Annotated in this window: 10 protein-coding genes; all 10 read right to left on the bottom strand. The window is 43.0% G+C overall.

The features are described from left to right. Positions 1–24: 24 nt before the first annotated feature. Positions 25–288 carry a hypothetical protein gene (locus tag P4S60_RS08870; protein WP_055198739.1) on the bottom strand — a complete coding sequence of 88 codons (264 nt, stop codon included), beginning with the start codon at positions 286–288 and terminating at the stop codon, positions 25–27. Positions 289–299: 11 nt separating this feature from the next. After that, positions 300–1,133 carry a peptidoglycan binding protein CsiV gene (locus P4S60_RS08865; protein WP_337115715.1) on the bottom strand — a complete coding sequence of 278 codons (834 nt, stop codon included), beginning with the start codon at positions 1,131–1,133 and terminating at the stop codon, positions 300–302. Continuing rightward, positions 1,133–4,606, bottom strand: coding sequence for a transcription-repair coupling factor (mfd, locus tag P4S60_RS08860; RefSeq protein ID WP_337115714.1), 3,474 nt, complete (start codon positions 4,604–4,606; stop codon positions 1,133–1,135). The genes P4S60_RS08865 and mfd overlap by 1 nt, the downstream gene beginning before the upstream one ends. Before the next feature lie 29 nt (positions 4,607–4,635). Further along, complete coding sequence (locus P4S60_RS08855) at positions 4,636–5,529, bottom strand: carbon-nitrogen hydrolase (RefSeq protein ID WP_054553061.1); 894 nt, start codon at positions 5,527–5,529, stop codon at positions 4,636–4,638. Then, the gene (locus tag P4S60_RS08850) at positions 5,522–6,580 is read right to left on the bottom strand and encodes an agmatine deiminase family protein (RefSeq protein WP_337115713.1); all 1,059 of its coding nucleotides are present in this window, start codon (positions 6,578–6,580) and stop codon (positions 5,522–5,524) included. Before P4S60_RS08850 ends, P4S60_RS08855 begins: the two co-directional genes overlap by 8 nt. Positions 6,581–6,664: 84 nt before the next feature. Beyond that, the gene (locus P4S60_RS08845) at positions 6,665–7,258 is read right to left on the bottom strand and encodes a PilZ domain-containing protein (RefSeq protein ID WP_337115712.1); all 594 of its coding nucleotides are present in this window, start codon (positions 7,256–7,258) and stop codon (positions 6,665–6,667) included. Between the two features lie 104 nt (positions 7,259–7,362). Next, positions 7,363–10,536, bottom strand: coding sequence for an efflux RND transporter permease subunit (locus P4S60_RS08840; RefSeq protein WP_337115711.1), 3,174 nt, complete (start codon positions 10,534–10,536; stop codon positions 7,363–7,365). A gap of 14 nt (positions 10,537–10,550) precedes the next feature. Then, positions 10,551–11,756 (bottom strand): efflux RND transporter periplasmic adaptor subunit, encoded by a 1,206-nt coding sequence (locus tag P4S60_RS08835; RefSeq protein WP_337115710.1) that lies wholly within the window; start codon positions 11,754–11,756, stop codon positions 10,551–10,553. Between the two features lie 201 nt (positions 11,757–11,957). Then, the gene (locus P4S60_RS08830; protein WP_337115709.1) at positions 11,958–12,650 is read right to left on the bottom strand and encodes a haloacid dehalogenase type II; all 693 of its coding nucleotides are present in this window, start codon (positions 12,648–12,650) and stop codon (positions 11,958–11,960) included. A 55-nt stretch (positions 12,651–12,705) separates the two neighbouring features. Continuing rightward, positions 12,706–13,359: a peroxiredoxin-like family protein gene (locus tag P4S60_RS08825; RefSeq protein ID WP_337115708.1), complete on the bottom strand. Its 654-nt coding sequence runs from the start codon at positions 13,357–13,359 to the stop codon at positions 12,706–12,708. Between the last annotated feature and the right edge of the window lie 23 nt (positions 13,360–13,382).

Raw genomic sequence — 13,382 nt, 5'->3', positions numbered from 1 at the left:
GTGGCTTTAGCCACCCACTCGGATTTATTTAGCGTCTAAACCCGTTTTGCTGTAAAGCGATACTTTGTCTGATACTAGCGTAATTTCGATATTTTTATCTTTGTTACCCCAGATACAGTTAGTGTGTAGTGTTTTTTCTTCACACTTATCCGCTGAACCTAAAATAGCTTCAACCTCAGTTTTATCCATGCCAATTTCAATTTTTTCGTAGTTCTCTAAATTTACTTTTGAGCAACCTGCTAAAGTAAGTGCTGCAGCCGCTGCTGCAATTGCCATATATTTTTTCATAATTGTATCCATTAATGGTTGTAGCGTCTTATTTGCACGATCATCCCCATACGTGGGTGATCAAAATAATGTATCTCGTTACTAATCACACGTTTAAATTGTGAAAAACGAGCTTTTTCGTAATCACCTGTTTCTAAGCGCTGACTAATATCAAAATCTGCGTTTATAAATAGGTAATGACGAACATAAATCTTCATTAAACCGTCTAATTCCCACTCAGGTACATGTTGTAATTGTTCAGGAATATAGCGTTCAGTAGGGCCGACTAAACTAATAAAATCGTTATTTTCACTCTCTACTGGACTTGCGTGTTTTGCTAAGTGATCGCCGGCAAATAGGCGAATACTCGGTGCTCTTTTTTCACTCATTTCAGGAAAACGCCAGCCTGTGTGCAAAATGGGTGTTAAGCCTTTTCTATCAAGCTGATTTTTTTGCTCAACAAACTGTAATTGTTCTGGTGCAATTAAATATATTTCGTCTGTGTCTTCTCGGGGTTCAACAACAGGTGTAACAGGCAGTTGATTATAGCTTGCTAAAAAATCAACACTGTCATCACACACGTTTGAGTGAGGATTGCTATTCACTAAAGAGTCTGTGAATGAATCAGAACGAAAGCGGCTATCACCCTCAATACATGCTTGTTTCGCTTGCGCTGTGTATGCAGGAGTTAATAGATCTTTGCTACGCTTAGCGTTGATTTCATCGTGTTTTAAACTGAAATCTTCCTGTAAATAGGGGGCCGGGCGCTGTTTATAAATAAGAACTTCTATTTCGAACCAACGTGCTGCAAATGATGAGCTTGTAAATAAGCAACAAAGCAGTAGTAAACTATTTCTAAACAACATTAATGGCTAACCTTTTTCTCGAAATCTGCAATCATTGCAGTGACCATTTTTAAGCGTTCGCGAGCGTTGGCTTCGCTAATTGCAAAGCGCAGTTTATTTGCGCCATCCATTTTATACACCTGCGGTGCACTTTGTATCAAACCTATAATGAAGCTAGGGTTAACCTTTGTATGCTGGCTAAACTCAAAATAGCCGCCTTTAGGGTTTGCTTCAATCTTCTTAATGCCAATATGACTGGCTTGCAGTTTTAATTGCTGCAAACTGAATAAGTTTTTAGTGGCGTCAGGCAGCAGACCAAAACGGTCAATCAGCTCTACCTGTAACTCGTCCATATCATTGAGGTTAGCACAGCTTGCAATGCGTTTATAGATACCTAAACGTACGTTGACATCATGAATATAATCATCAGGCAATAACGCTGGCAGCTTTAAGTCCACTTCGGTTTGCTGACCGAGTAGGTTCTCAAGGGTTGGCTCTTTACCTTCTTTGAGCGAGTTGACCGCTTGCTCAAGCATTTCCATATACAAACTAAAGCCAATGGTTTGCATTTGACCTGATTGGTCATCACCAAGCAGCTCACCGGCACCACGAATTTCTAAGTCATGAGTTGCGAGTGCAAAACCTGCACCCAAGTCTTCCAGTGATTCAATCGCTTCAAGGCGTTTAACCGCATCTTTACTAAGTGATTTTGGGTTACCAGTGAGAAGGTAGGCATACGCTTGGTGATGGCTTCGGCCAACACGACCACGCAACTGATGCAACTGTGCCAGACCGAGCTTATCTGCTCTATCCATAATAATGGTATTGGCAGTCGGTACATCGATACCAGTTTCGATGATGGTGGTACACACAATCACGTTATATTTCTGGTGATAAAAATCACTCATAATTTGCTCAAGCTCGCGCTCTCGCATTTGACCATGTGCGGTTGTTACGCTGGCTTCAGGGACCCATTCACTGATTTCTTCAGCAACTCGGTCTATGGTTTCAACATTATTATGTAAGAAATACACCTGACCACCGCGTTTAATTTCACGCAGAATTGCTTCGCGAATAAGCTCTGCATCTCTTTGTCTAACAAAGGTTTTAACCGCTAAACGTTTCGCAGGCGGTGTGGCAATAATTGACAGGTCACGCATGCCACTCATTGCCATATTTAATGTACGTGGGATAGGGGTTGCTGTGAGCGTTAAAATATCGACATCGGCACGTAATGCTTTGATTTTTTCTTTTTGACGCACCCCAAAACGGTGCTCTTCGTCAACAATCAATAAGCCCAAATCTTTAAATTGAATATCTTGTTGAATAAGCTTGTGAGTACCGATAACGATATCTATTTTACCCTCAGCCATTTTATCGAGGGTGTCTTTTTGCTCTTTGGTTGAGTTAAAGCGCGATAAAACGCCAACCTCAATTGGTAAATCAGCAAAACGGTCTTTAAAGTTTTCATAGTGTTGCTGTGCAAGCAGTGTGGTGGGTACAAGTACCGCAACTTGTTTGTTATCATTCACTGCCACAAAGGCAGCGCGCATTGCCACTTCGGTTTTACCAAAGCCAACGTCACCACATACTAAACGGTCCATCGCTTGCTTACTTTGCATATCACCGAGCACAGCCTCAATGGCGTTGCGTTGATCGTCAGTTTCTTCAAATGGGAAGCTGTCGCTAAACTGTCGATAAGCACTGCCATCCAGCTTAAATTTATTGCCAGGCTTTGCTTGGCGTTTTGCGTAAATATCTAAGAGTTCAGCAGCCACATCACGGACTTTTTCAGCGGCACGTTTCTTGGCTTTTTCCCATGCATCGGAGCCCAATTTATGGAGCGGGGCAGAGGCCTCTTCACCACCTGAATAGCGGCTAAGCATATGTAACGCAGAAACAGGTACGTATAGTTTTGCCTCGTTGGCGTAGATAATCGTAACAAACTCAGTAATCACACCGGCAGCATCAATGGTTTCAAGGCCTTGGTAGCGACCTACACCATGATCAAGATGCACAATCGGTTGGCCTTCGCGTAGCTCAGCAAGATTACGAATAAGCGCATCTTGGCTTGCTTCGTATTTGTGTTTACGGCGTCGACGTTGCGAGACCTTAATGCCTAATAATTCTTGCTCTGTGATTATAGTTAAACGCGGTTTACCGTCTAACACCACACTTTGCTCAAGTGGCGAAACAATTAGGCCAACATCACTCGAACTATTGGTAAAATCGCTAAATGATTCAAATTCTTTAAGCTTTAAACCACTTGGCTTTAATAAGGTGAGTAATGATTCGCGGCGGCCGTCCGATTCAACCGAGAGCAGTACACGTCCTTTTTGTTTTTTCTCGCTAGTAACGTAGTTTATTAAACCTTGATACGGTTCATGTAACTTATGATCAATACGAACATTTGGCAGCTCTTTACTGGCAAGGTTGGTGTGGCCCGCTTTGGTGCCTAGCTTGGCTTGTGATAAGCGAATACGTGCGTATTTACCAAACTCACCAAATAGTTCATTAACGCTTTGATACAGCTTTACAGGTTCAAGTAAAGGTCTGAGCGGATCAACACGGCGGTTTTCATAGCGTACATTCACATCATGCCAAAACTGATCAGCAGCATGCTCAATATCGCCAAAATGCATAAACGTCGTATTGCTTGGTAAGTAATCGAAGATGGTTGCCAATCCATCAAAAAACAGTGGCATATAATATTCGATACCGGCTGGCCAGGTTCCTTTGGTAACCTGCATATAAATTGAGTCTTGCTCAGAGCTTGCGCCAAATTGTTCACGATAATTTATACGAAAACGCTCAATGTCAGCGTCGTTAGTTGGGAATTCGTGAGCTGGCAGTAACTCAATTTTGTCGACCTTTTCATCTGAACGTTGGCTTTCAACATCAAATAAACGAATGCTGTCGAGCTCATCATCAAAAAAGTCTAAACGAAATGGGTGAGGGCTACCCATAGGGTATAAGTCAACGATAGAGCCGCGAATCGCGTATTCACCATGCTCCATCACTTGTTGTACATGTAGATAGCCCGCTTGTTCTAAGTTTTCACGTAGTGTGTGTGTATCTAAGGTATCACCCACTTTAAAGTTAAGGGTTGAACCATAAATAAACGAAGCAGGGGCAGTACGCAGCATTAAGGTCGACACTGGCACGATTAATACGCTTTGTTGTTCTTTTTTTAAGGTATTTAAGGTGGCTAAGCGCGCTGAAATAATATCTTGATGGGGCGAAAAATGATCGTAAGGGAGTGTTTCCCAGTCAGGGAAGACCATGACTGGGTTTTCAGGCAACAGAAATTCGAGTTCAGTTTCAAGGCGTAGGGCGCTTGGTGTATCTGGGGTGACAATCACAACCAGCTCGTTGTGTTGTTTTACACCTTCTGCGATGGCGATGCTAAGCCCGCTACCGGTAAGTTGTCCCCATTGAATTTTATCTTTTTCAGATTTTACCCAAGGCAATGCTGCCCATTGCGCAAACGCCATTTACTACTCCTTTAAACTGTTTTTACTGCTTAGTCTCGATAAATCTTCGTTAAGTCCTGATAGTGATCGATACGACGATCACGAAGGTAAGGCCAAATTCGACGTATGTTTTCACTACGTGCTTGGTCTAATTCAACAACTAATAATTGCTCATCGCTGTTGTTCGCTTCGGCTAAAATTTCACCTTGAGGGCCCGCGATAAACGAGTTACCCCAGAACTGAATACCTTCACTTTGACCGCTTGGATCACTTTCGTGGCCAACACGGTTACAGCTGATCACCGGTACACCATTGGCAACTGCATGAGCGCGTTGTGAAATAACCCACGCATCTTTTTGACGAGTTTGTTCGTCTTTTTCATCACGCGGGTCCCAACCTATGGCTGTTGGGTAAATTAAAATTTCAGCACCAGCCATCGCCATTAAGCGTGCCGCCTCTGGGAACCATTGGTCCCAACACACTAATACGCCTAATTTGCCAACAGAGGTTTGAATAGGCTCAAAACCTAAATCACCCGGTGTGAAGTAAAATTTCTCGTAAAAACCTGGGTCATCAGGAATATGCATTTTACGGTATTTGCCGGCAATACTGCCGTCAGTTTCTAGTACCACAGCGGTATTGTGATAAAGACCTGTGGCACGCTTTTCGAATAATGATGACACGATCACCACATTGAGTTCTTTAGCGAGTGCGCCTAAGGTGTCTGTGCTTGGGCCCGGAATTGTTTCTGCTAAATCAAAAACGTCTACATCTTCGGTTTGGCAAAAATACAAACTACGGTGCAGCTCTTGAAGAACAATAAGCTTAGCGCCTTGGCTTGCTGCATCACGAATACCAGCAATAGATTTTGCCATATTGTCTTGAGCATTATCGGTGTTTGATTGCTGAACAAGAGCAACCTTTAAATGCGTTGGTTTAGTCATTATTTGTTCCTGCTAAAAAGCCGCGCGGTAATTGCATTGTAATACAGTGTAAGCTGCCAAATTGGTGAATAATTGGCACACAATTAATACCCACCACAGTGTGATCTGGGTATGCTTTGGCAACCTGACCAAGCGCAAATTGGTCGTTTTCATCACCATAAATTGGTACTAAAACGGTTTTATTGATAATTAAATAATTAGCGTATGTGGCAGGTAGTCTGTCACCATCTTCATTGAACACCGCTTTTGGCCAAGGTAAGACAATCAGCGAGTAGTTTTCACCCTCAGCTGTTTTAAATGATTGCAGTTGCTTTTCCATTGCATCAAGGGCTGCAAAGTGCTCATCATCTTTATCATCACACTGTACATAAACGAGGGTGTTGTTTGGAGCAAAACGTACCAGCGTATCAATATGGCTGTCGGTATCATCACCCGCAAGGTAACCGTGATCAACCCAAAGAAACGACGTAGCGCCTAGTTGCTCAACCAGCGTTTTTTCTATATCTGCTTTTGTAAGTTCTGGGTTACGATTTGGGTTTAACAAGCACTCGCTGGTTGTGAGTAGCACACCGTGTTCGTTGATTTCAACGCCACCGCCTTCAAGAACCAGTTCACTTTGCTGATAACCATTTTTAGGATTAGCAACTTGCTTTACAAGCACTTGATTAATTTGGTTATCAAGTTCACTTGAAAATTTATTGCCCCAACCATTAAAAATAAAATCCATTACTTTTAATTCTGTTGCGTCATCAATATTCGCACAGGTTAATGGACCATGGTCGCGTGCCCAAGTATCGTTACACGGTGTCACCACAAAGTGAATGCGTTTAGCATCAACTTCTGCGTTTTCAAGTAATGCCTCAATATGTGCTTTAAGCGCATTATCATGAGCCACAATAACAACATCTTGTTGTTGGCTTATTGCTTGGCAAAGTGCTACATACACAGGCTCAACAGCAGTTAAATTTGCTGCCCAATCAGTATCTTGGTGTGGCCAAGTAAGCATGACGGCATCTTGCTCAGCCCATTCAGGTAAAAGTCTAAATTTCATGAAGGTAATAAACAAACTAAGGTGGGGCTAGTTTAGCATTTTAGCCATAGATGTCAGCTTTTTGTGCGCGATAAAGCGTGATTTTTAACTGTCTTGCTGCTTGTTTTCTTGTTGACGTTTTTTTAGTTGGCGCGTTTGAGCATGTAAGGCCGCTCTTACGACTAAATCTTGGTCAGCATCTCGAATCGCTGTAAACAATAATGTGTATTGGTATTTATCATCATCACACTTTTCAATGGCGACTAATTCGGTATAGCAATAAATGGCAGATGCTTCGTGCTGCAAGAACAACTTAGTACGAAATGTTTGCCCTAATTCATACACTTCTGTTGAAGTTAGTTTTACACCGCCACCACCGTAGCTATCGCAATAGTTAGTGTTATCTTCAGGCTGCTCAGAGGCTAGAATGTGGCTCATAATTAAATCAATTTTGCGTGACTGGGCTTGTAAGAACACCGCTAACTCTTGAGCTACATCACCTAGGTTACGAAGAGGGCGTAAGGTGGTTTGCTCAAGTTCGTTTACTTCGTTAGCAAGTTTAAATAAAGCAGGGATATCCGCTTCGAGTTCAGCATTGGTTTTTGGCACAGCTTCAGGTTCAACGGCGTATAAGTTGACGCGATTGCTCTCATTGATTTGAAAAAACTGTTCAAATTCGGCTAATTTTTGATTATTCATGCTGCACTCCACACATCTTTCCTTAATACTAGCGTTCGAAGCAGTAAATTGCTAGTAATCAAATAATCAAAAAAAGGGCAAACTCATTGTTTGCCCTTCATTTTTTACAGGTTACCCTCTTGGGTTTTGACATGTTCTTGTTGATGATGTTCTGCTATCTCATCAGCAAGCTCTTGTCTTGACCGTTTTTCAGTTAACTTACGTGCCGTTAACCAATAAAAGAACAGCGGCACAAAGAATACTGCAAGGAATGTTGCGGCCATCATACCGCCCATGACACCCGTACCAACACTATGACGTGCACCTGCACCTGCGCCAGAGCTCAATACTAGAGGCACTACGCCTAAAATGAATGCAAGCGAAGTCATAATGATAGGTCTAAAACGTAACCTTGCAGCCTCAAGAGCGGCAGTACTTGCGCTCCAGCCTTGTTGATGTTTCATCAAGGCGTATTCAACGATAAGAATCGCATTTTTACTAGCAAGACCAAGAAGTGTTACCAGACCAATTTGGAAATACACATCGTTTGTCATTCCAACGACCCAAACCGCTATAAGCGCACCAAAGGTACCAAATGGCAGGGCAAGCATGACTGAAAGCGGCAGTGACCAACGCTCATATAGCGCTGCTAGAATCAAAAATACCATGATCACAGCAAGGCCCAAGGCAATCCCTGTGGTGCCTGAACTGCGCTTTTCTTGGAATGCAGAGCCTGTCCATTCGTAGGTCATATTAGGTGGTAATACTGCTTGCGCAATACGCTCAACCTCAGCAATAGCTTGACCCGAACTGTAACCCGGAGCTGCATTACCCATCAGTTTAACCGCAGGTAAGTTGTTATAACGATTTAGGTTTTCAGGCCCACGGCTATACTCGATAGTGGTAAAGGCTGAGAGCGGCACCATAGTACCTTGATTGTTTTTAACATAGATACGACCAATGTCTTCAGGCTTCATTCTAAATTCAGCATCTGCAGACATCAGTACTTGCCATGCGCGACCAAATTTATTGAAGTCGTTAACGTAATAAGTCCCTAAGTTACCCGCAAGGGCAGTGAACGCATCATCAATTTCGACACCCATAGCACGCGCTTGTTCACGGTCAACATCAACACGTAGCTGCGGTGCATCAGGGCGCCAAAGTGTTTGCAGGCCACTAATGATAGGGCTCTTTTGTGCTTCAGCTGTCATCAATTGCATTGCATGTTGAAGTTTGTCTGGGTCGCTATCACCTTTGTTTTGAATGTAGAACTCAAAACCACCGGTGTTACCTAAACCAAAAATAGCAGGCGGATTAAAGGCAAGCACGAGTGCCTCTTTAATACCCGCTGTTTTCATGAATAGCTCTTGCACCAACGCTTTGGTATCAACTTCACGCTCATCCCAGTGCTTTTGAGTCACGAATAAGGTTGCAGCACTGTTTTTGTAACCACCGCCAATAAAGTCAAAACCGGTAAACGCCACCACGTTTTCGTTCGCTGGGTTTGATTGTACGGCCTCAACAACTTGCTGTGTGACTTGCTCTGTGCGCTCAAGTGATGAACCGTCAGGTAAGAAGATTGCAGAGATGTAATAACCTTGGTCTTCATCTGGCACAAGCGAACCTGGGGTGTTTTGCCAAAGGCCAATTGTAGCGGCAATCATACCCGTCATTAAGATAAGGCCCAACAGGCCACGGCGCACCATAAAGCCAACAGCACCGACATAACGGCCTGTGATCTTGGTAAACATGTCGTTAAACCATAAGAAGAAGCGGGCAGTTTGCTTGTGTTCTTGCTTTAAAATAAGCACACAAAGCGCTGGCGTCATCGTTAACGCAACGATACCCGATAAACTCACAGCAATCGAAATAGTAATAGCGAACTGACGGAATAACTCACCGGTTAAGCCACCTAAAAACGCAATTGGTACAAACACTGAACAAAGTACTAAAACAATGGCCACCACAGGGCCACTTACTTCGCCCATCGCTTTAACGGCGGCGTCTCTGGCACCTAGGCCTTCTTCGTGCATGATACGCTCAACGTTTTCGAGTACCACGATGGCATCATCAACAACAATACCAATCGACAACACCATGCCGAATAAGGTGAGTGAGTTAATTGAGTATCCCAGCATATACATGCCGGCAAATGTGCCTAGTAGTGATACTGGCACTGCAAGTGTCGGTATTAGGGTCGCGCGCCAGTTTTGTAAGAATAAATACACTACCAAGAATACCAATACCATGGCTTCAAGCAGTGTTTTTACAACTTCACGAATTGATACTTCAACAAAGCGGGTTGTGTCGTATGACGTTAAATGAGCAAGGCCAGTAGGGAACTGACTTTTCATTTCTTCAATAACACTGTTTACTTCTTCAGCTACATCAAGGGCGTTGGCACCAGGTTGCAAGAAGATACCTAACAGCACCGCTTCTTTACCGTTAATCGTTCCTTTGAAGTTATAATCTTTTGAGCCAAGTTCAACGCGGGCAACGTCTTTTAAGCGTAAGCTACTGCCGTCTGTGTTTGAACGAATAATGATATTTTCAAATTGCTCAGGCTCAGACAACCGCCCTTGTGCAGTCACACTATAAACAAGCTCTTGTGGCGATTGCGTAGTAGGTGTGGCACCAATTTTACCTGCCGCGTATTGCGAGTTTTGTACACGAATTGCCCCTGCAATTTCTTCAACAGTGACGCCTAACTGGCTCATTACATCAGGGCGCAACCAAATACGCATTGCGTAATCTTTGGCACCAAAAATTTGTACACTGGTGGTGCCAGGAATACGTTTAACACGGTCAAGTACGTTCATAGTGACATAGTTTGATGTCCATAAACTTGAACGTGTTCCATCTGGTGAGTAAAAGGCATGAACTTGTAAAAAGCTAGAAGAACCTTTTTGAACTACCACACCTTGGCGGCGTGTTTCTTCAGGCAAACGGGCTTCAACTTGTTTAACACGGTTGTTTACGTTAACGGCTGCTTGGTCAACATCAGTACCAATTTCAAAAGTAACTTCGATGGTCGTTGAACCTGCACTGGTTGACGTTGATGACATATACATCATGCCTTCAACACCGGTAATAGCATTTTCAATTGGTGTGGCAACCGTTTGCTCAAGTACATCAGCTGATGCACCCGGGTAGGCTGCGGTTACTTGTACAACCGGTGGCGCTATTTCAGGATATTGCGCCACAGGTAAGCTGCGCATCGCAGCAAGGCCCGCAAGCACAATAACAATAGATATAACAAACGCAAAAATGGGTCTGTCTATAAAGTAACGAGAAAACATAAGACTCCCTGTGCTTATTCTGCGTGGCTTGAGTTAGCGGCAGGTTTGCCAACATTAACTGGCATACCTGGGAAGAAAATACGTGCCATGCCATCAACAATAACTTGGTCGCCTTCTTTTAAACCACTGCGAATTAACCAAAATTTTTGGTATTGCTCATTTTCTGGTTTTTTGATCCACTCACCTACAGTAACAGGGGCAGGTAAAGCGACATCCATACCTTGCTCGTTTTTACTTACAACATAAACAAACTTACCAGTGCCGTTATCAAGTACTGCACGTTGCGGCACGATGAAAGCGTTTTTACGTACTGCACCACTTAACTCAACGCGAACGAATTGGCCCGGGCGAAGCTGAAAATCAGGGTTAGGAATAATTGCCTGAAACTCACTGGTACCTGTGTTTGGATTAATACGCACATCAGAGAAGTTAACTTCACCGGTTTGCCCGTATAAAGAGCCGTCTTGAAGTTTAATTTGTGTTTGCCAGTGGCCTTGCTCTGGTAACGTCAGTGAACCATTTTTAACATCTTGACGCATTTGCAGTTGTTCACGCTCTGATAAACCAAAACGAATACGAATAGGGTCAAACTGAGTCATTTGAGTCAGTAATAAATCTGGACCAGAAACATACGTTCCTTCAGAGACAAACTCACGTCCCATTACTCCTGCGACAGGGGCTTTTACTTGCGCATATTCAAGGTTTAGTTGCGCTTCTTTTAAGGCAACTTTTGCTGCGGCTAAATCAGTTTTTGCAATATCATTGGCTGAGCTTGCGTTATCGTAGTCACGTTGTGAAACGGACTTTTCGGCACGTAGTTTAGCTAATCGTTTAACGTCACGATCAGCTTGAACAAGCGCTGCTTTTGCACCATCAAGTGCAGCTTGCGCACGATCAACCGCAAGTTGATAAGGTTCTAGGTCAATTGTAAATAATGATTGGCCTTGCTCTACACGCTGACCTTCTTCAAAGTTGCGTGATTCAAGAATTCCGGTGACACGGGCACGAACTTCAACTTCTTTTGAACCAGACAGCGTCGCTGGCAGCTCAATAGTAAAAGGTGCATCGTGTGTTTCCATAGTCATAGTCGCGACAGCAGCAGGGTGCATTTGACCCTGTTGTTGCTGTGGCGCTTCAGAACAACCTTGCAATAGCAAAGGAGCAGAAACTAATAACAACGCAGATAATGATAATTTGGCAGGTGCGAAAGGCAGACGCATGTTTACTCCACAGTCCAATTGTTAAGTAGGTATACATAAAAAGTAGTCTATCAACATGAAAGACGTAACTATGTATATTCATTTGTCGTCTAGTTTATACCCAAAAAAGAGAAAGGTACACCCTGTAGTTTACTTTTTTATTGGGCACAAAAAAACGCAAAGCATTTTCGCTTTGCGTTGATAGACAGATTAAATCGCTTCTTACTTTTGAGTAAGCAATAAGGCTAACTCTTCAAGATTTTTAACGATGTAGTCTGGTTGCTTAGCCAATGGGTAAAGGGCTTTTCCGGGTCTTGCGATAAACGCTGTTTGCATTCCTGCTTGTTTAGCGCCTGCCACATCCCAGCCATGTGCTGCAACCATTAAAGCTTCGTGAGGCGCTACATTTAATTGTTCAAGCAACCACTTGTAAGCGCGCAGATCGGGTTTATACACTTTAATATCTTCAACACTGTAACGGTGAGTAAAGTAATCTGTTAAGCCAGCATGTTGAAACTGCGCTTTGACACCATTATTTGACGAATTGGTAAAGCTGACTAGTTTATAATCTTGCTTTAATTGCGCCAATGCTTGTTTAACATCGCTATGCGCAGGTAAAGATAAAAGCGGCGGCACAATCGCTTGCTTAGCTTGCTCTTTGGTTAACGAAATTTGATTATTACTTGCGACCATCATCAGCGCGGCAACGCCGATGTCAGCAAAGTCATGATAATCATTCGATACCGTACTCACTAAAGAGTGATGCAGCATGGTCGAAAACCAAAGCGGCAATAACTGGGTATTACCATCGAGTGCATTAGCGACTGAACTTTGCATTTGTTCAAGATCAAGCAAGGTCTCATTGACATCAAACACAATTACCTTTGGTTTTGCTTGGATTTGCGACGCTGCCATTGTGCCTCCCGAGAAAGTTAAGGTTAGCAATAAAACGAGACTAAAAAGGGTTTTATTAAACACGGTTAATTGCTTTAACTGCGTTAAGAACATCTAAAGGCTCCGCTCTTAGTGTGTAATCTTCATGAGCAAATGCAAATTGAATCACCCCTTGGCTATCAATTACGTAAGTTGCCGGTAATGGTAATTCGTAGCTATCGTTACCATTGGCTTTAGGAATATCTAAGCCTAGCTGATCATAAATAGGGATCAAGCGCTCATCTAACGTGAAAACCAAACCACACTTTTTAGCCAATGAGTTAGCCACATCAGAAAGCACCGTATAAGCCAGCTCGTTTTGCTGTTGAGTAGAGAGTGATTCATCAGGTAGCTGAGGAGAAACAGCAACTAATTGGGCATGTTGATCTGCAAATGCTTGTTGCATGTTATTAAGTGCGCGAAGCTCTAAATTACAATACGGGCACCAACCACCACGGTAAAAGCTAAGCACCAGCGAGCCTTTCGATAACAATTCTGTTGAGCTAATTTGTTTACCCTTGCTGTCGGGTAATTCAAATGCAGGAAACTTATCACCCACTTTTAAAGCGTGATGACTTAATTGTTCAGCAATCAGCTTTTCAGTTGTGACATCCATCAAATTTAGGATATCAGCAGGGACATTGGCTTTCTTTTGCACTTCAAATGCATCGATTTGGGTTTTTAAAGACATACATACTCCAATCATTTTGACTA

Origin of the sequence: Pseudoalteromonas sp. Hal040, from assembly GCF_037162425.1 — a bacterium.
Taxonomy (GTDB): Bacteria; Pseudomonadota; Gammaproteobacteria; order Enterobacterales; family Alteromonadaceae; genus Pseudoalteromonas; species Pseudoalteromonas gelatinilytica.
Note: the sequence above shows the minus strand (reverse complement) of the source record. Positions and strands in the feature narration are given on the sequence as shown.

Coding starts and splice junctions, on each gene's coding strand:
- P4S60_RS08870 (WP_055198739.1), bottom strand. CDS start 288: ATGAAAAAATATATGGCAATTGCAGCAGCGGCTGCAGCACTTACTTTA.
- P4S60_RS08865 (WP_337115715.1), bottom strand. CDS start 1,133: ATGTTGTTTAGAAATAGTTTACTACTGCTTTGTTGCTTATTTACAAGC.
- mfd (WP_337115714.1), bottom strand. CDS start 4,606: ATGGCGTTTGCGCAATGGGCAGCATTGCCTTGGGTAAAATCTGAAAAA.
- P4S60_RS08855 (WP_054553061.1), bottom strand. CDS start 5,529: ATGACTAAACCAACGCATTTAAAGGTTGCTCTTGTTCAGCAATCAAAC.
- P4S60_RS08850 (WP_337115713.1), bottom strand. CDS start 6,580: ATGAAATTTAGACTTTTACCTGAATGGGCTGAGCAAGATGCCGTCATG.
- P4S60_RS08845 (WP_337115712.1), bottom strand. CDS start 7,258: ATGAATAATCAAAAATTAGCCGAATTTGAACAGTTTTTTCAAATCAAT.
- P4S60_RS08840 (WP_337115711.1), bottom strand. CDS start 10,536: ATGTTTTCTCGTTACTTTATAGACAGACCCATTTTTGCGTTTGTTATA.
- P4S60_RS08835 (WP_337115710.1), bottom strand. CDS start 11,756: ATGCGTCTGCCTTTCGCACCTGCCAAATTATCATTATCTGCGTTGTTA.
- P4S60_RS08830 (WP_337115709.1), bottom strand. CDS start 12,650: ATGGCAGCGTCGCAAATCCAAGCAAAACCAAAGGTAATTGTGTTTGAT.
- P4S60_RS08825 (WP_337115708.1), bottom strand. CDS start 13,359: ATGTCTTTAAAAACCCAAATCGATGCATTTGAAGTGCAAAAGAAAGCC.